This window comes from Halalkalibacter krulwichiae, assembly GCF_002109385.1.
GTDB classification, from domain to species: Bacteria; Bacillota; Bacilli; order Bacillales; family Bacillaceae_D; genus Halalkalibacter; species Halalkalibacter krulwichiae.
On sequence record NZ_CP020814.1, the window covers coordinates 2,250,973 to 2,269,324 of the forward strand.

Annotated in this window: 14 protein-coding genes, 1 other RNA gene and 1 pseudogene; 4 read left to right on the top strand and 12 right to left on the bottom strand. The window is 35.1% G+C overall.

Features of this window, described 5'->3' with window-relative positions; all coding sequences use genetic code 11:
- Positions 1-130: 130 nt before the first annotated feature.
- Positions 131-1,183 carry a tetraprenyl-beta-curcumene synthase family protein gene (locus BkAM31D_RS11280; protein ID WP_066149138.1) on the top strand — a complete coding sequence of 351 codons (1,053 nt, stop codon included), beginning with the start codon at positions 131-133 and terminating at the stop codon, positions 1,181-1,183.
- A 27-nt stretch (positions 1,184-1,210) separates the two neighbouring features.
- On the opposite strand, the gene BkAM31D_RS11285 is transcribed toward BkAM31D_RS11280, so the two are convergent.
- Positions 1,211-2,719: an ATP-binding protein gene (locus BkAM31D_RS11285; protein WP_066149141.1), complete on the bottom strand. Its 1,509-nt coding sequence runs from the start codon at positions 2,717-2,719 to the stop codon at positions 1,211-1,213.
- Between the two features lie 241 nt (positions 2,720-2,960).
- Here BkAM31D_RS11285 and xerS point away from each other — a divergent pair, with 241 nt between their 5' ends.
- Positions 2,961-4,046 carry a tyrosine recombinase XerS gene (gene xerS / locus BkAM31D_RS11290; RefSeq protein ID WP_066149144.1) on the top strand — a complete coding sequence of 362 codons (1,086 nt, stop codon included), beginning with the start codon at positions 2,961-2,963 and terminating at the stop codon, positions 4,044-4,046.
- A gap of 319 nt (positions 4,047-4,365) precedes the next feature.
- Positions 4,366-5,326 (top strand): annotated as a pseudogene (locus tag BkAM31D_RS11295) (calcium/sodium antiporter).
- Between the two features lie 212 nt (positions 5,327-5,538).
- Here BkAM31D_RS11295 and BkAM31D_RS24855 read toward each other — a convergent pair.
- From BkAM31D_RS24855 to BkAM31D_RS11310, 4 genes are all read right to left on the bottom strand, one after another.
- Entirely contained in the window at positions 5,539-5,622 is an 84-nt protein-coding gene (locus tag BkAM31D_RS24855; RefSeq protein ID WP_369692298.1) for a putative holin-like toxin, read from the bottom strand.
- A 130-nt stretch (positions 5,623-5,752) separates the two neighbouring features.
- Positions 5,753-6,019 carry a hypothetical protein gene (locus BkAM31D_RS11300; protein ID WP_066149149.1) on the bottom strand — a complete coding sequence of 89 codons (267 nt, stop codon included), beginning with the start codon at positions 6,017-6,019 and terminating at the stop codon, positions 5,753-5,755.
- A gap of 50 nt (positions 6,020-6,069) precedes the next feature.
- Complete coding sequence (locus BkAM31D_RS11305) at positions 6,070-7,059, bottom strand: LLM class flavin-dependent oxidoreductase (protein WP_066149151.1); 990 nt, start codon at positions 7,057-7,059, stop codon at positions 6,070-6,072.
- A 124-nt stretch (positions 7,060-7,183) separates the two neighbouring features.
- Positions 7,184-8,356 carry a TraB/GumN family protein gene (locus tag BkAM31D_RS11310; protein WP_066149153.1) on the bottom strand — a complete coding sequence of 391 codons (1,173 nt, stop codon included), beginning with the start codon at positions 8,354-8,356 and terminating at the stop codon, positions 7,184-7,186.
- A 238-nt stretch (positions 8,357-8,594) separates the two neighbouring features.
- Between BkAM31D_RS11310 and BkAM31D_RS11315 the strand changes: the two genes are divergently transcribed.
- Positions 8,595-8,774: an H-type small acid-soluble spore protein gene (locus BkAM31D_RS11315; protein ID WP_066149155.1), complete on the top strand. Its 180-nt coding sequence runs from the start codon at positions 8,595-8,597 to the stop codon at positions 8,772-8,774.
- Between the two features lie 73 nt (positions 8,775-8,847).
- Here BkAM31D_RS11315 and BkAM31D_RS11320 read toward each other — a convergent pair whose 3' ends face one another.
- The 7 genes from BkAM31D_RS11320 to gnd form a co-directional block, all read right to left on the bottom strand.
- Positions 8,848-9,057: a hypothetical protein gene (locus BkAM31D_RS11320; protein WP_066149157.1), complete on the bottom strand. Its 210-nt coding sequence runs from the start codon at positions 9,055-9,057 to the stop codon at positions 8,848-8,850.
- A gap of 103 nt (positions 9,058-9,160) precedes the next feature.
- Positions 9,161-11,299: an ATP-dependent Clp protease ATP-binding subunit gene (locus tag BkAM31D_RS11325; RefSeq protein WP_066149158.1), complete on the bottom strand. Its 2,139-nt coding sequence runs from the start codon at positions 11,297-11,299 to the stop codon at positions 9,161-9,163.
- A 411-nt stretch (positions 11,300-11,710) separates the two neighbouring features.
- An RNA gene (gene rnpB, locus BkAM31D_RS11330) (RNase P RNA component class B) lies at positions 11,711-12,104 on the bottom strand.
- Between the two features lie 70 nt (positions 12,105-12,174).
- The gene (locus tag BkAM31D_RS11335; protein ID WP_257391659.1) at positions 12,175-14,244 is read right to left on the bottom strand and encodes a peptidoglycan D,D-transpeptidase FtsI family protein; all 2,070 of its coding nucleotides are present in this window, start codon (positions 14,242-14,244) and stop codon (positions 12,175-12,177) included.
- Between the two features lie 131 nt (positions 14,245-14,375).
- Entirely contained in the window at positions 14,376-14,948 is a 573-nt protein-coding gene (locus BkAM31D_RS11340; protein WP_066149163.1) for a YdcF family protein, read from the bottom strand.
- 65 nt (positions 14,949-15,013) lie between these two features.
- Positions 15,014-16,708 (bottom strand): M3 family oligoendopeptidase, encoded by a 1,695-nt coding sequence (locus BkAM31D_RS11345; protein WP_066149165.1) that lies wholly within the window; start codon positions 16,706-16,708, stop codon positions 15,014-15,016.
- An 85-nt stretch (positions 16,709-16,793) separates the two neighbouring features.
- Positions 16,794-18,203 carry an NADP-dependent phosphogluconate dehydrogenase gene (gene gnd / locus BkAM31D_RS11350; protein ID WP_066149167.1) on the bottom strand — a complete coding sequence of 470 codons (1,410 nt, stop codon included), beginning with the start codon at positions 18,201-18,203 and terminating at the stop codon, positions 16,794-16,796.
- Between the last annotated feature and the right edge of the window lie 149 nt (positions 18,204-18,352).

Here is an 18,352-nt window from a genome sequence, read left to right on the forward strand (position 1 = left end):
TAGACTCTGGTTGGTTTTATATCCCAAGCAGAGTCTTATTTATAGTAAAAAAATGGGATGATTAATTAAGTAAGTAAAATATTGGAATAGAGGAGATACTACCCTTAAATAAAAAAATGGGGGTTATGTTTTGAAGGTACCAACTACACCGTGGACACTCATGTATCGTATTTATAGAAATGCTTTGCCAAATGCACATTTTTATTTAGAATATTGGAAAAACAAAGCCAATGAGATTCCGAATAAAGAGCTGAGAGAACAAGCGTTATCTAGTATTAAAGATAAAGCTTTTCATTGTGAGGGTGGAGCAGTTTATGGTTTACTGGCAGGAGAAGACAGCAAGAAAATCATTCAATTTATTGTCGCTTACCAGACAATTAGTGATTATTTAGATAATCTTTGTGATCGAAGTACCTCTCTAGACGAGGAAGATTTTCGAGCTCTGCACGAATCAATGTTTCACGCTCTCACTCCTGGGGCAATGCCGATCAACTATTATCGTTATAGAAGTGATCAAAATGATGGGGGATATTTAACTGAACTTGTCCAAACTTGTCAAAGTGTTCTCGAAAGCCTTTCTGGTTTTATAAGTGTACAAGAGGCTATGAAGAAGTTAGCTCAATATTATTGTGATTTACAAGTTTACAAACATGTAGAAAAAGATCAACGCGTCAACCTCTTACAAAGCTGGTATGAACGTAATAAATATGATTTACCCGATATGACATGGTATGAATTTTCCGCCTGTGCTGGTTCAACCCTTGGAATTTTTTGTTTTGCTGCTTATGCTTCCAACGGATTGATGGATGAGGAGCAAGTCAAATTAATAAAAGAAGGCTACTTTCCTTGGGTTCAGGGATTGCACATTCTTTTAGATTATTTTATTGATCAAGAAGAAGACCGAATAGAGGAGGATCTAAATTTCATTTTTTACTATGAGAATGAAGATCGGATGGTAGAGCGAATGAAACATGTAAAACAAAAAGCAGAGGAAAGTATTAGAAATTTGCCTAATTGGAAGTTTCATCGATTAATTAATAAAGGTCTTATAGCAATCTATTTAGCAGATGAAAAAGTACAAGCGCAAAAAGAAATAAAGCGGCTAGCTAAAAGATTTATTCGTTTTGGCGGTCTGCCGACAGTATTCTTTTATTTGAATAGTTGGGTTTACCGAAGAGCATAAAAATTAATCCGGAGTATTTACTCCGGATTAATCATTTTTAACAAGGGGAATTTGTAATTCGACTTTCGTTCCTTCATTAGGATGACTATTAATGTGGATTTCTCCTCCATATGAACGAATAATTCGTCGACAAACAACTAAACCTAATCCAGTGCCATTATCTTTCATCGTGAAAAAGGGATCAAAAACTTGATCTAATACTTCTGTTGTCATTCCACATCCATTGTCAACTACTTGGATGAGGCAGTAGGTTTCGTTTTTCTCTAGTCGAACTACAACTTTTCCACTAGTATCAACAGCTTCTAATGAGTTTTTAATTAAATTCAACATTACTTGTTTAAGATGGTCTTTCACACATAATATAGGCAAGTCGTAATTCGTATAGTCAATATAGAGATCAACGCTTTTATAATTGGACTCTGATCTGATGATTGGCTCAATTTCTTTAATAATTTCATTAGCATCATATGTTTTTAGAGTGTGTGCAGTTGGTTTTCCCAAAAGCAATAATTCACTAACGATTGAATTAATACGATTAACTTCTTCTTGAATGATTTTGAAGTAGAGTTGATCTTTTTCATCTTTGTGTTTTTCACTTAATAGCTGAACAAGCCCTTTAATGCCAGTCAAAGGATTTCTAATTTCGTGTGCTGTGCTAGCTGCCAGATTCTCGACCAATTCTATTTTTTGCATTTCATTTTCTTTTTTCTCCAATTTGATTCTTCGTTTAAGTAGGGAATAGCGGAGAAATAAATAAAAAATATTAGTAATAATAAGAGATATCCCTAAATGTTTAAGAAAAGCGCTAAGGTAAACAAAATTTTCTTCTGGCATAATATATGCGGTTATTTTCCAAGGGACGATATCAAGCTCAATCGTATGACTATAGTAATTTTGATTAGACAGTAATGCGTCTGATTGGATAATTGTTTGTCCCAAGTCATCTGTTACGTGAATCAATTCATCATTTATTTTTCCTAGGACAGATTTTTCAATTTTATCAATTCGTATACTACCTAATAATACCCCGCTTATTTCTTCATTATTAAAAACAGGTGCAGCAATGGTATTCACAAACCGACCAGTCACTCTTCCGATGTGTGCTGGCGAAATCGAATATTGCCCATTTCTTACCGCTTGTTGAAAGTATTCACGATCAGACACATTGACTGGACCGTTTAAATTATTAGTACCAATTATAAGATCTCCGTCTGGTGTTGCCCAATAAAAGCCAGAGAAGCGTATGTCTTTTTCTTGTGTTCGAGTTAGAATTTCCTCTACATTATTTAAATCATTAGGGTTTATATTTATTAATGTGGCAAGCATATCCAAACGGCTAATGGTTTCCCCAATAAATCTTTCAATATCATAACCATGAAAATTAGCAAGAGCTTGTGCTTGGCTCATATACTCAAGTTCATATTCTTGAGTTTTTTTCAGAGAGAGGATATGACTAATGGTAATAGCTGGAACTAAAGTAAAGAGGAAATAAATCGTTAGCATTTTTTTTTTATTATTTATGAAATGTTTAAACAAGTTAGTTGGCCCCTTTATTTCTATCTTTTCATATTTTATCATTTTGCCCGGCAACATTCTATCATTGTAGAGATATTGACCAGAAGGAGAGAGGAATGACTAACTTTTAATTCTACTCACAAAGAAAAAGAAGAGAATCAAGTCGTTACAACAAAAAGATTATTACGTAAAATATAAATTTGACGTAATAATTGCTGCAGATATTGAAATATTGTAAAATAAAATAAACGAGGTGATATTTATGGCTAGTCAATTTCAACAGCAACAATATAAAAAACTACAAATGCTACTCAAAGATTTACCCTGGTATGTTGAAGAATATATGAGTCATAAACGCAGAAAACTTTCTGCCGCATCATTGTTAAATTATGCTCATGATTTCAAAATTTTTTTTAATTGGATTTGTACTGAAGGTTTGCATTCTGGCGATATGAAAGATGTTCCACTAGAACGATTAGAATCCATAACGGTTCAGCAAGCTGATGGTTTTCTCAGTTTTCTCGAGTATCAACTAAATAACAAGAAAGTTACTGTGAATCGAAAATTATCCGCATTGAAATCTCTTTTTAATTACTTACAAAATATTGCTGAAACTCCTGATTTAAAACCGTATTTGCACCGGAATGTTATGGCTAAAATTGAGTTTAATGAATTAAAAGAAAGTATGGAAACTGTAGCAAATAAAATGGAAGGCAAAATATTGATGGGCGATGAATATGAGAAGTTTCGCCTTTTTATTTCTTCTGATTATGGCCATCTTAATAAAGATAATAGGAAAATAGTAAACTTTCATCAATTAAATCGAGAACGTGATACAGCCATTGTATCTCTCATATTAGGCTCTGGATTGCGACTTTCGGAGGTTGTGAACCTGAATTTAGACGACATTGATCATAGTAAATTCACAGCAAGAGTTATCCGAAAAGGAAATAAAGAACAATATGTGTATTTTAGCAAGCAAGCAATGGACGATCTAAATGAGTATCTTCTTATTCGCAAAGCACGATATAAAGTTGATAAGGCTAATAAAGCGTTGTTCGTAGCTGCAGCAATGGGTCCTAAAGGAACACCTAGAAGGTTGACTGCTCGATCGATAGAGAAATTAATTGAAAAATATGCAAAGGCATTTGGAAAACCTTCATTATCTGTACATAAATTGCGACATTCATTCGCAACAAGGTATCATAGCGAAATAAATGATGTACCAAAATTAAGAAGACAACTCGGACATTCTTCCATACAAACAACAATGATTTACACACACATTAATAATGATGACTTGAAAAATGCAGTTGATAAAATGGATATGCCTAAAGGTGACGAATAATATCATTTGGGCATATTGCTTCAGAATCTAGTTTACATAATATATATTATCGGAAGTTAATAAACAAAGAGTTCTCTTGTCTCATATCCAAAGTATACTTATGTTTTTGAGACGGGAGAAATTTTTGGGATGGTAACTCTATTTGACTTACTGTTACATAGCATCCATCTCACTTAATTGCCCACTAATCAATTCTATAAAGATAAATATCACTTTTATTATCTGTACATAAATGTGATGTTATTAGTTATGCTAAAAAATATGTTTCTTTATATGGAGTAAGTTCTTAATTACTGATCAACAGAAAGCTGGTGAAGCGATGGTATATATTTTGTTACTTGTAGGTTTTGCACTATTAATAAAAGGTGCCGATTATTTTATAGATGGGTCATCAGGTATAGCTAGTTTATTTCGCATCCCCCTCTTATTATTGGATTAACGATCGTTGCTTTTGGTACAGGAGCTCCAGAGGCGACTGTGAGTATTATTGCTGCTTTAGAAGGAAGTGCGGACGTTACAATTGGGAATATTGTCGGTAGTAATTTGTTAAATATGTCTTTAGTTATTGGCGTAACCGCCTTTATTTTCCCATTAGCTGTTGAAAGACCAACTATCAAAAAAGAAATCCCATTTGCCTTCTTATCTACTTTGGCATTATTTGTTTTCATGAGTGATCGAACGCTTGATCTAACAAATGTTAATATGATTACCCGTAGTGATGGGATAATTTTCTTATTATTCTTTTCAATTTTCCTATATTATGTTATTGAAGCGGCGAGAAATAGTAGAGAAAAGGCTGAAAACGTTGCTCCAAATAACGATAAGGAAGTTGGCTCACTCACTAAAAATATTATCATTACGATAGTTGGATTAGCAGCCATTATCTTTGGTGGGTCTTTAGTTGTCAACAACAGTACCGAAATCGCCTACCGTTTTGGGATGAGTGAGACATTGGTTGGTTTAACGATTGTTGCGATTGGCTCTTCTTTACCAGAACTCATTACATCAATTACAGCAGCACTCAAGAAGCAAAGTGAAATAGCACTTGGGAATATCGTAGGTAGCTCAATTTTCAATATCCTATTTGTTTTAGGTGTAGCTTCCGTCATTTCCCCCTCCCTGTTAACGATAAGCTGTTCTTTGATGTTGTCGTTCTCTTAATTCTTACTATTTTACTGTTTATCTTCTCAAGAACACAATATAAAGTTGCTAAGTATGAGGGTCTTGCTTTAACTATTTTTTATGTCTTATATTTAGTCTATATCATTATGAGAAACTAGAAAATCTTGCTTATTGATCCCTTTCTTGTTATGAAATTTCTCATGCTAATTGCATTGCTTACTTAAATTGCGTATACTTAAAAGTATTAAGCATATAATAAAAAGCCCGATGTTGCTGGTAACAACACCGGGATGCAAAAGAACTGCCCTTCAAGGGGCGGCAGATCATACATTTGGCAAGATCCACCCAGCTTCTCTAGAGTAAGGGTGGATTATTTTTTATTGTTAGCCGTAAGTATCACAACTACCAGTGTCGCAAATGCAACCATAAGCATAAGTGATTCAAACACGGTCATTGGCCTCACCCCCTTTCAATGGGGATGAAATGCCTCCACCCTTGAGAAGCAATATTCAGTTGCTAGTTTTAATCTTACCATAAAAAACTGTTAACGGAAACGAATGTTCGTATAATATTTCGAGCTCACATTAATGGTATAGATCTTGGATTTCTTCTAAGTCACAAATGAGTGAATTAAGTTCCTCTCGAGATAAGGATAATAGCATTTGGTCATATAAAGTAATAACTTGGCCTCCTGGATCATTTTCATGACTCTTTAAATAATTATACAGCTTTAATGCTTGCTTTTTAGTAAGAGCAGATGACGTCGATAAATTTTTTACTTTATGGACTAAAAATTCATTTACTTCTTTATCAAATTCTCCAGCAACAATCCTACCGTTAATTAAAGACATTAAACCCACTCCAGCTAGTTTTCTTATAGTATGACCGACAAATTAGTTTATTATAATAATGCTTCAGCTAATAATTGATAGGATCTGGTTCGCTCTTGATATGTAGATGGGATCGTTACAATCATTAGTTCTTCTACATCGTACATTCTCTTTAATCCTTGAAGCTCACTAGCCACTTCCGTTTGATTCCCTATTACTGTGTTCCTTTTTAGTTTTTCGAGTGTTCGTTCTCTGTTAAACGTTTCAATCATTTTACTTGGATCTTTAGTTGTTGTTGTCACATTAATATCTAGAGATTCATTCATTTTCTTCCAAGCGTAATTGTATAATGCTAATTCCTCTGCCTCTCTTGTTGTGTCTGCACAGATAACAGATACGGTTATTAAAGGCTCTGCTTTATCGCCTTCTTTTATAGGAGTGAAATGCTTCTTGTATTGTTTAATAATCTCAACACCGTCGTAATCGCTCATGAAATGACCAAATGCATAGGACATACCGTACTCGGCTGCAAGGAGTGCACTTTTCTTACTTGTGCCAAGCAACCAAGGCTTTGGTGCTTGATCAGGTAAAGGTGTTGCAATAACTCTGGACTCTTTCCTTTCTAAATCATTTGTATCTAGAAATTCTAATAATTCCTTTAAGGTTGCTGGCATCTTCCAAACTTGTTCAAGAAAGTTATCAGATAAAGCGTTTGTTGCTTCAGCTGACCCGCCAGGTGCTCGACCAATACCTAAATCAATTCGATTTGGGAAAAGAATAGCTAACGTATTAAATACTTCTGCGACCTTATACGGTTTATAGTGAGGTAATAGAATCGCCCCTGAACCAATACGAATCTTTTTCGTATTTGCACCAATATAACTAAGCATAATTTCTGGAGCTGAGGAAGACAAACCTGAGAGATTATGATGTTCAGCAATCCAATATCTTGTATATCCAAGCTCTTCACCTAACTTCGCTAAATTCAGTGCTTCCTTTAATGCGTCACTAGCTTTTAATCCTGATAAAATAGGTGCTTGATCTAAAATGCTTAATTTCATTCTAGACGTAACCTCCCTGTTTTTCATTTGTTTGGATACATAACTATAAAAAACAAGGGAGTAGTGAATACAATTCTCCCCTGCTTTTTCATCTAATATGTAGTTATATTATCAATTTAAGCTCTTACCCAAGTATGTTCTGTATAAATTGTCGAACGACATCTGCTCCACCAACAGCAGTGCCAATGGTGCTTCCTAAATTCGTTAAAACAATAATTAGCAAGATGCGAGTAACTTTATTATTCCAGAAACCTTTAACGGTATAAACGTCATCTGATAAATTTTCAAAATCAGCTACTTTAGGTTTTCGTAAGTAGGCTTCAACAAATCCAGCTACCCAACCGGCTGCTAGTAATGGATAAAGTGAACTAAAAGGTGCAATGACTATTGCAGCTAAAATGGTTAATGGATGGGCTAATGCTACAGTTGCCCCAATTCCAGCAAATAGTGCATTCCAAATAATCCAACTCATCGTAAGATTTACTCCAACTTCAGGATTGGCATAGAATGAGTAAATTATAATACCGAGAATGATAAGTGGAATAGACCAACCAATTATTGCTGGAGTTTTCGATTTTGGCGGTCGTTTTGACAATTCCTCTATATCATTTTCCTTTTTGATTTGTTCCTTAATACCAGGAACATGCGCTGCTCCAAGGACTGCGACAATTTTGTCTCCTGGTGCTTCCTTAATTTTTTGAGCTAAATATTGATCTCGTTCATCTATTAGAGGAACTTTCAACCGAGGAAATGTTGCCGTAAATTCATCCAACATGGAATGAAGCATATCTTGAGATTTCATCTTATCGAGTTCCTCTTCAGATATTTCCTCTTTATTAAAGACACTATAAATGATTTGCATTAAAAGTTTCGCTTTGCCACTAAGCCCAATATTGTGCCAAATTCGTGCAAACGTAGTTTGAATATTACGGTCTGCTAATACTAGCTCGGCACCGACATCTTTTGCTGACTCAATACCTTGTATCATTTCTTGGCCAGGTTTAATGTCAAACTGTTTAGCAATTCTTTTTTGGAAAGAAGATATTAAAAGATTCATAAGAAGTAAAGTTGCTTTTTTTTCTTTAATCACTTTAAATATATCCATATCTTTCCACTTATTGCCTTCTGTGATGGACTGATACCTTTGGTTATCTAATTCTATACAAACAGAGTCTGGTTGTTCCGCTTCAATTACTTCTTTCACTTCCTCTGCACTTCGTTTTGACACATGCGCAGTTCCAATCAATATGTATTCTTTACCTTCTAAATGTAGCCTTGTAATATTCTGTTCTGACATAGACGACCTCTCTCTTATGAATTTCAAACTCTTATAAATACCATCATGAGCTAATTTTCATTAAAATTCAATTGAAATAATTGTTAAAATTAATTTAATCTATTTAAGTATTTTGTTACCCTTACCGGGAGATATGAAAGCGAAATGAGCACACAACTGAATAAATTGATTATGAATAAGAATTACTATTTTTGCAAATAGTAACATTCGAAAATAAAATAAAATAAGGGGGACTAGCATGAATAAACAGCGTGCAATCGAAATTTCACAATCTCCAGTAATGGCAAATGTTACTTACGATGAGATACCTATTTATATTCAATCAGTAAGTAATCAGTACGACACGGCTAGAATCTTTCCGCTTGACGATCCTCAAGATGAAAAAGAAGTAAATCTATCAAGTTTGATTGAACATTAATGAAGTAAGCCACTCAGCAATTTGAGTGGCTTACTTCAAATAAAATAAAAAAACTAGACTTATCTTTAGTTTGTCAGCTGTTTTCTGATACTTGTTTAATTTCTGCTTCTGCAAGGCCTTCATTTGCTTTTTCTAATTCTTTATGCTGATCAACAGAATCACCAGCATATCGATCAACTGTTTGGGAAGGATCTCGTGAATCTAATTCAGTCCGAATCCCTATTTCTCCATCTAAAGTTGCTTGTGTTGGCATAGTGAATGCGTTTTTTTTATCTTCTCTCATTTAAATCACCTCTAAAAGTAGCATTTGCTTCAGCAATCATTTCATACATAAGATTAGGACTAACAAAAAGGAAATAAGACAGTCAAGAAAATCCTTGACTGTCTTATTCATTCATTCGAACATGAATCTTATTATTGGCAACATCTACTGTAAATGATTGAACGGATTCTTCTGTTTCAATAATAAGGGATGTAATCGGGTCTTCAATGTACTCTTGAATTGCTCTACGTAATGGGCGTGCACCAAATGCTTGATGATAACCGAGTTCAGCAATTCTTTCTTTTGCTGCTTGTGTTACAACCATTGAATAGCCTTGTTCATGTAATGTCAATTGTAACTCTTTAAGCATGATGTTAATAATTTGGATTAAATCAGTTTTTTGCAAAGGAGAAAATTCAATAATCGAATCGATACGATTCAAAAATTCTGGTTTAAAGTAATCTCTAAGATCTTCAAGAATACTTTGTGTTGCTAGAACACTTTCTCCTTCATCGTTAAATCCAATCGTAGCTAGTTTTCTGTCAGTTACACCGGCATTTGATGTCATGATTATAACCGTTTCAGTAAAGTTCACTACTCTACCTTGACTATCTGTTAACCGACCATCCTCCATAATTTGCAGAAACATATTTAAAACATCCGGATGCGCTTTTTCAATCTCATCTAACAAGATAATAGAATAAGGATTACGACGAACCTGTTCCGTTAATTGTCCAGCTTCATCATGACCTACATAGCCTGGCGGAGAACCAATTAATTTAGAAACAGAATGTTTTTCCATATACTCACTCATATCGAGTCGAATCATTGAGTTCTTACTTCCAAATAACTCTGCTGCTAACGTTTTTGTTAACTCTGTCTTACCAGTACCGGTTGGTCCGACAAATAAAAATGATGCAGTTGGACGAGATTTGGGCTTTAATCCAACTCGTGCTCGTAGAATTGCCTTTGTAACTTTTTCGATTGCTCTATCTTGTCCAATGACTTTTTTAGCAAGGTTTGATTGCAGATCTTTCATTTTCGATTTCTCTGTTTTTTGAAGTTTCTTAACAGGGATTCCGGTACTTCTTTCAATAATGCCTTGTATATCCTCTTCCGTAACTTCTTGAACCGGTTCTTTTATGTCATTTTCGAGTTTATTTTTAATGTCAACTTCTTCATCGCGAAGCTTTGCGGCTCTTTCATAATTTTCGTCTTTAGTTGCTAGTTCCTTTTCTCTTGCAATCTCATTTAAACGCTTCTCTAACTTTCCTTTATCTGTTTCTCCTTGTGTTAAATTTAATTTTGATCCAGCTTCATCCAGTAAATCAATCGCTTTATCTGGTAAGAAACGATCCTGAATATAACGATCTGATAATGTAATACAAGCTTTTAATACTTCATCAGAGTATTTTACGTTGTGATAATTCTCATAAATAGGTCTGATACCTTTTAAAATTTCAAATGCCTCATCAATTGTCGGCTCTTTAACGATAACGGGTTGAAAGCGGCGCTCTAGAGCTGCATCTTTCTCAATCATTCTGTATTCTTTTAAGGTAGTTGCACCAATAATTTGAAACTCTCCACGTGCTAAAGCTGGTTTAAGTATATTTCCGGCATCCATTGACCCTTCTGAACTTGCACCTGCTCCAACCATCATATGCAACTCGTCAATGAACAAAATGACATTGTCTCGTTCCTGTAATTCCGTTACAAGTTGCTGCATTTTTTCTTCAAATTGACCTCTATAGTTTGTGCCTGCAACGAGTGAACTAATGTCTAACACGTATACTTCCTTGTTTAAAAGCTTTGTAGGGACTTCACCTCTTACAATTTTAAACGCAAAGCCTTCAGCAATCGCCGTTTTACCTACACCAGCTTCTCCGATTAAAACTGGATTATTTTTAGAACGACGGTTTAATACTTCAATTACTCGTTCAATTTCTTTTTCACGCCCAATTACTTGATCAATGCGTCCTTGTCTCGCTTCTTCAGATAAATTTCGACCATGCTGATCAAGGAAACCATTGCCGCCTTCTCTACGTTTTTCTTCTTTTACGTGTGTAAATCCGCTATTAGTTTGATTGCCCTGCGCTTCAAAAAAACCTTTAAATAAATCATCAAACGGTAAAGAATTCATGCCAAACTTTGAACTTATTTGGTGATAGCAATCTGTACATAAAGACATTTGTTGTTTCGCTTGATTTACGATAAGGTTCATTGATATGTTCGCTTGATTTTTTTGACATTTTTGACACAGCATCTTCTTCATCCTTTCTATACTAGGTTTGACTTTGACTAAATTTGACCTTTTATTGAAAAGAAAAAGCCATTTCGGCTTTTTTAAATAATGAATATACTTATATTATATTTGACCTTTATTGACTTTTCAAGTTTAAGTTATTGATTAGAAAAAAGATCAGTCCCGTAAGAGAACCTGATCATTTTAAAATTTACTAAGTGGTGTGCCGCTTTTGCCGTTAAATAATAGAGTTTCAAACGACCCCTTTTAAAAAAGTTGGTGTTTGCACAAATCCTTCTGCCTTCCCCTAAAAGAACAAAGGCCTGACATTAGAATCTAAATTTTAAACTCACTATTTACGTATAAAGGTTGAAACATATATCAATAACGAGCAACGCAGCCTTGATAAACAAATAATCTGTTTCTATAACATTCGATAAGCCATGTTTTGTACCTTAGTACTGCAAACGGTTTTACCCTCGTACTCCGGTGGTAATCATCTATCTACAGATAACAACTGCTATCTGTCTATCTCTCCGTTTAATTCCTTCGAGATAGTTCCCCTACCAAATTTGGGTTTCTCGCTCGTGGGGTTTACCGCGTTCCACCTCTTCCGTTTCCAGGAGAGCTTCGTCACTGTGGCACTTTCAAGGGTACTCGCCCATAGTCAAATTAACCTTAGGTGCTTTTCCCTGCCGTCAATCTAGTCTACTTGACCAAATTGCCCTAGCTTATTTTTTGGCTAGGCACGAACACTACGATCATCTCAGACCGTGCGAGCATGGACTTTCCTCTACATCAAATGATGCAGCGATTACCTGAATGTTATATCAGATGTTCTATTCATACTATATACGATAATGTAATTCCGCGCAACTTATTATTGTTGGTAATTTCTACTGAGGAGATAAAGTAGGACCTTTTCTAACTTTTTTTAATTTAAAATAAGTTTTCATGGCGTCATCCGCGATATTTTGTGCCATACCTTTTCTACCACCTTCTTCGTCTAATTGAGCAAATGGTACGACAACGGCAAATGCAATCTCTGGATCATCATACGGTGCATATCCTACAAGCGTCTGTGTATTTCCTTCTACAAAGTGACGGTTTACTCCTTCTCCTACTGGTATTCTAACTTGAGCAGTACCTGTTTTTCCTGCTGGATTGTAACGAACTTTTGCAAATTTTTTTGCTGCAGTTCCTTTAGTCATTACGGCTCTTAGCCCCTCCTTGACACGCTTAATGTGAGCGTCGCTCATTTCAATACGGTTTAGTATTTTCGGTTCAAATCTTTTGATTACAATAGTGCGATCATGCTCATTAATTAAAGGCGCTCTAATTTCTCGAACTAACCGTGGTTCCATTCGATAACCATCATTTGCGATGGTTGCAATGTATTGAGCTAACTGCAGAGGAGTATAAGTATCATATTGGCCAATCATTAAGTCCATTAGATTTCCGCCTACTTCACTCCCACCTTTTAAACCAGTTTCTGAGTATGGAAGGTCGATACCTGTCTCAGAGCCTAATCCAAATTGGTTGAAAGAGTTACGTACTTCGCTATAGGCTTTGCGTATCGAATTTGTATTCCAACCACAGTGTTCATCTTTCTCTTTGTAATAACAATTCGCTAAACGCATACCTATTTGGAACATATAAACGTTAGAAGATTGTTCTAACGCTTGAATATCATTAACAACACCGAGTTGATTTGTCCACGACTTTTTGACCGGTGTAGCCGGTAAATAAATTGGTTCATCGAGAAATCGATCTCCTGGTTGAATAATATTTGTCTGAAATCCAGTTAATACCGATGCGGCTTTAACGGTTGAACCCATCGCAAAGGCTTTTGTGACATTACCAATATGATCAGAAACTCCCTCTGTCTTCTCATTCGCAGGATCAAAATATCCAGCCATTGCTAAAATATCACCTGTTTTCGGTTCTATAAGTACAGCATAAGCCGAGCGATCTGAAATAAAAGATCCTTTTCCAGCCTTGTTCATTTCTTTTGAAATAATGTTTTCTAATTGTTGTTGTAATTCCATATCAAGAGTTAATACAAGATCATTTCCTCTTGCACCAAGGATTTCCCTTGTCTTTTTTTGAACAGTGTTTCCCGGAGTTTTTTGAGTTGTTCGTTCAACGACAGCTTTTTTCCCTCTTAGAACATCTTCATATTGAGCTTCTAAGAAACTTGTACCAACTAAATCTGATTGTTCATATCCTCTAGATAGAAAATGATCGACTTTTCCTTTAGGTATAACATTAATGGACCCAAAGAATTCTCGGAATGAATCTCCATAGACGTATGTTCTTCTTGAATCGCGCAATATATCTATCCCCGGTAATTGGTCTAGAATCTCACTTATTTGATGAGCCTCTTCCTCAGTAATATTACGCTTAATTCTTTGTGCGTTATTCATATGTGCTCTTTGCATTTGTCGATAAATTGCAATTATTTTTTTATCAGCTTTTGTTAGATCTTCTACTCGTTGTTGTGGTATACGTTCAAGTTCTAAACGATAGATCAATGTATTTGATTCAAGATTCTTACGCTCTTCTTTGTTAATCAAACGATAGCGCTCGTCTTCTTTCATTTGAAGCAATATGTATTCTCTTTTATCTCTATCGGTCACTCGATTTGTATCAATATCAATCATTGGTTCAAGTTTTCTTGCGATCGCAATCATCTCTACTGGTTTCTGTGTGCGTGAAGGGTTTGTATAGGTAAGTGAAAGCTCAAGTGTGTTATCAACAACAAGATGACCGTACCGATCATACATAAGCCCTCTAGGCGCATTTATTCTTGAAATAATGTTTGTTGTTGAAGCAAGTTCACTTTCAAAATCTTCGCCTTGAACAATTTGAACGATGCCTAACCGTAAAATCAAGCCAGAAAATAAAAGAAATATAAAGAAGAACATGATGTTGACTCTCATTGCAAAATGACTTTTTTTCTTCACGTAATGGTTGCCCTCTTTCATTTTATCTTTTATTAGTTAGTCTTTTAAAACCGATGTTAAAAAATGCATATCATTCAATTATTTTTTTGTGCATAACAAAAAAACACCGTATTAACGGTGTTTAATTTCAATCAATCTTTATTTTTTAAGTAATATTTAGTAATAGCTAAATATTCACGTATATATGATTTAGGTAATGACAGAATAGGCGTTTTTGCAGGGAGCCCTATTAATTGTAATCCTTCATCATTCCCTATTTTTATCGCTCGGTATAAATGATAATCGTTAGATACGACAATCCCTGTCTGAGATTGATTTGGGAGATAAGGTATTGAAAGTTTTATATTCTCTTCTGTCGTTGTTGAGTTGCCCTCTAGCTTAATTCGATTTGCATTAATTCCTTTTGCTACTAATTCTCTTTTAATTGTCTCCGCTTCAGTAAGATCCTCATCTGGACCTTGCCCTCCAGTAGCAATCACAATAGTTTGAGGGTTTTCAAGTAAATATATTGCGGCAGCATCAATTCGGAATTGCAGCGAGAGAGAAGGGGTGGTCCCGTCTACTTTAGCACCTAAAATAATTAGGAAATCGGCTCCTTTTGGAACTTCTTGTTGACTAAATCTTTGAATTTGAATGTGTAACACCAGAAAGTAAAGAAAGAGAGGTACAGTAAATAATAGAAAAACTATATACTTTTTACTCATAGTGTTCGATGCCTTTCTGAACGCTTTTTATTAAGTAGCAGTGAATCTAAAGGTAGCTTGAGTTTTTATAAATCAATTACTTCCAATTCACTTTCTAAGAAGGTCATTAGTTCTTTAATCGTTGTTTCTGAAAAATCAAAGCGAATCCCTGCTGCTTCGTAAACTTCAGGTAAAGATTTAGAGGACCCTAATGCAAGAGCTGACTTATACCTCTCTAATGCTTGCTGAGGGTTCTCACGATATTGCTTGTATATTTGCAGCGCCCCTAATTGAGCAATGACATACTCGATATAATAAAAAGGCACTTCAAAAATGTGAAGGACTCTCATCCATGCTGTTTGTTGCCACTTTTCATAATTGGACCAATCAACGTAATTAGAATCTAACTGCTTTGCTATTTCTTGATATTGTTTATTACGCTCTTGTGCGGAATGTTTCGGGTTTTCATACATCCAATGTTGAAACTGATCAATCACCATTCCTTGAGGCAAGAAATCAATAATCCCTCTTAATTGCATTGTCATCGCTCTTTTTAATTCAGTCTTTTTTTCATAAAAAGTATTCCATTGGTCCATTGTAAGTAACTCCATCGACATGCTTGCTAATTCAGCTGACTCCATTGGAGCTTCACGATAATCACTAATTGGTTGATCTTTCATTAGATCATTATGAATACAATGACCCATTTCATGAATAAGAGTGATCATGTCGTCGTGTGTTTTAGATGCATTCATGAAAATAAAGGATAATTTAGATAAAGGAAGAGCAGAACAAAACCCACCAGGTGATTTTCCCTTTCTACTATTTAGATCAAGCATCCCTTTCTCATTCATGGATGTTAATAAATGTGAAAAGCGGGGATCTAACTTATTTAAAATAGTTCTAGTTTTCTCAATAAGCTCATTGCTCGTTTTAAATGGCTTAAGTGTCGATTGTCCAATAGGAACAGCATAACGATCCCAAGGCTTGTAAGTATCTACTCCAATTTCTTGTTGGTGTTTTTTTTGTAGTTTTTCTTTTAATGGCTTGACATATTTTCTAATAGACTCCGCTAATTGTTTACAATCCTCTGCTGTATAATCAAAACGCTCATACTTCTTAAACATGTAATCCCGATAATTCGAGAGGTTTCTATTCATAGCTTTTTGATGGCGCAGTTTAACTAATTGATCCATAATGACCTGAAGATCTTTTTCTTTTAAGAGAATTGCCTCAGCAGCTAATGTAACGGCCTTTTCCCTTTTGTTTCGATTGGCATCTTCATAATAAGGAGTAAGCTGACTTAATGTTAATTCTTCTCCTTCAAAAATGACCGTAATGGATCCTGTAATTTCAAAATATTGTGTAACAAGAGCATCTTCTTTAACTTCTAAATCAACATTCTCTAAGCTGAATATGTTTTTTGCATTCTTTTTTCGTTTAATAAATTGCTCATATATGTCAGAATTCAATTGATTAACGAGAGGGCTATCGAGTAGCTTATTAGTTAAAAGGAAGTCATATTTTTTATACATTGGTTCAATTACATTTTGATCATGCTCAAATCTTTCTTTTGCTTTCCTTGAATCACTTTGACATTGAAAGTCGATATAGTGACCAGATAACGCTTCTTCTAACGCTTCATCTAAATCAGATTGCTGCTTTAACCAACTTTTTAACTGGTCAAGTGTTTGGATCGGTTGATCAAGTAATTGCTTAAATGCATCTTCAATTTCCTTCGGTTGATTGAAGTCAAATTTTTCTATGTAAAAATGAGTCATTCTATTACCTCCTAGGTCAAAATATCTTACCATTTTCAAAAAAGAAAAGATGAATTCAACTAATGTCAAATTCATCTTATCATGATTACTTTTCCATCCAATTTGTATGGAAGATTCCTTCTTTGTCAACACGTTGATACGTGTGTGCACCGAAGTAATCTCGTTGCGCCTGTAAAAGGTTGGCTGGAAGAGTAGCTGTGCGATAGCTATCATAGTAGGCAAGAGCGCTAGCTAAACCAGGAACTGGAATACCTAATTTAACAGCTGTCGCAACAACGTCACGTGCTGCTTCTTGGTAGCTCTCAACAATTTCTTGGAAGTATGGATCTAATAACAAGTTCGTTAAGTTAGCATCACGATCATATGCTTCTTTAATATTTTGAAGGAAACGTGCACGAATAATGCAGCCGCCTCTAAAGATCATTGAGATTGCACCTAAATCTAAGTTCCAATTATACTCTTCTGAAGCAACTTTCATTTGAGCAAATCCTTGAGCATAAGAACAAATCTTACTTAAGTAAAGTGCTTTACGGATTTTCTCCACAAATTCTTGTTTGTCTCCTTCAAAAACCGTATTCGGTCCGCGTAAAATCCCGCTAGCTTTCACACGCTCATCCTTCATGGCAGAAATAAATCGTGAGAAAACGGATTCCGTAATAATTGAAAGAGGAACTCCTAAGTCAAGTGCACTTTGACTTGTCCATTTGCCTGTCCCTTTTTGCCCAGCAGTATCTAATATCACGTCTACTAAAGGTTTCCCTGTTTCATCGTCTTTCTTTGTAAAGATATCTGTTGTAATTTCAATTAAATAACTATCGAGCTCTCCTTGATTCCATTCCTTAAATGTTTCATGTAGTTCATCAGCACTTAAACCGAGAACATCTTTTAACAAATGATAAGATTCACAAATTAATTGCATATCACCATATTCAATTCCATTATGAACCATCTTTACATAGTGACCTGCGCCGTCAGGTCCAATGTAAGTGCAGCATGCATCGTCGCCAACTTTAGCTGAGATCGCTTTTAAAATTGGTTCAACTAAGTCATATGCTTCTTTTTGACCTCCTGGCATAATAGAAGGGCCTTTTAATGCTCCTTCTTCTCCACCGGATACACCCGTTCCGATGAAGTGAATTCCAGATTCAGCAAGATCTTTATTTCTACGACGTGTATCTTCAAAGAAAGTGTTTCCACCATCAATTAAGATGTCGCCTTTTTCTAAATGTGGTAGTAAAGACTCAATGGTTGCATCAGTTGCTTGACCCGCTTTAACCATTAATAAAATTTTTCTTGGTGTCTCAAGAGAAGAAACAAATTCTTCTACACTGTATGTACCTACAACGTTTTTCCCTTTTGATTCTTGTAGCATTTCTTCTGTTTTTTGAGCTGAACGGTTATAAACAGAAACACTGTATCCTCTACTTTCAATATTTAAAGCAAGGTTACGCCCCATTACAGCTAGTCCTACGACTCCGATTTGTTGTTTTTCCACTTTCATACCACTCCTAATCCTAGCTTCACTTTCTTTATATAGTGCTCGACCTCCATAACTAGTATGTATAAATCGTCATACTTAAATAAAATGGAGTACGGCACTTCTTACTTATATTACTATCAACTTCTATAGCTGGCAAATAACAA

Excerpts from the sequence above, each read along its gene's own strand:
- BkAM31D_RS11305 (WP_066149151.1), bottom strand. The coding sequence starts at position 7,059 with ATGAAATTAAGCATTTTAGATCAAGCACCTATTTTATCAGGATTAAAA.
- BkAM31D_RS24855 (WP_369692298.1), bottom strand. The coding sequence starts at position 5,622 with ATGACCGTGTTTGAATCACTTATGCTTATGGTTGCATTTGCGACACTG.
- xerS (WP_066149144.1), top strand. The coding sequence starts at position 2,961 with ATGGCTAGTCAATTTCAACAGCAACAATATAAAAAACTACAAATGCTA.
- BkAM31D_RS11310 (WP_066149153.1), bottom strand. The coding sequence starts at position 8,356 with ATGTCAGAACAGAATATTACAAGGCTACATTTAGAAGGTAAAGAATAC.
- BkAM31D_RS11300 (WP_066149149.1), bottom strand. The coding sequence starts at position 6,019 with ATGTCTTTAATTAACGGTAGGATTGTTGCTGGAGAATTTGATAAAGAA.
- BkAM31D_RS11325 (WP_066149158.1), bottom strand. The coding sequence starts at position 11,299 with ATGCTGTGTCAAAAATGTCAAAAAAATCAAGCGAACATATCAATGAAC.
- BkAM31D_RS11345 (WP_066149165.1), bottom strand. The coding sequence starts at position 16,708 with ATGACTCATTTTTACATAGAAAAATTTGACTTCAATCAACCGAAGGAA.
- BkAM31D_RS11315 (WP_066149155.1), top strand. The coding sequence starts at position 8,595 with ATGAATAAACAGCGTGCAATCGAAATTTCACAATCTCCAGTAATGGCA.
- BkAM31D_RS11320 (WP_066149157.1), bottom strand. The coding sequence starts at position 9,057 with ATGAGAGAAGATAAAAAAAACGCATTCACTATGCCAACACAAGCAACT.
- BkAM31D_RS11340 (WP_066149163.1), bottom strand. The coding sequence starts at position 14,948 with ATGAGTAAAAAGTATATAGTTTTTCTATTATTTACTGTACCTCTCTTT.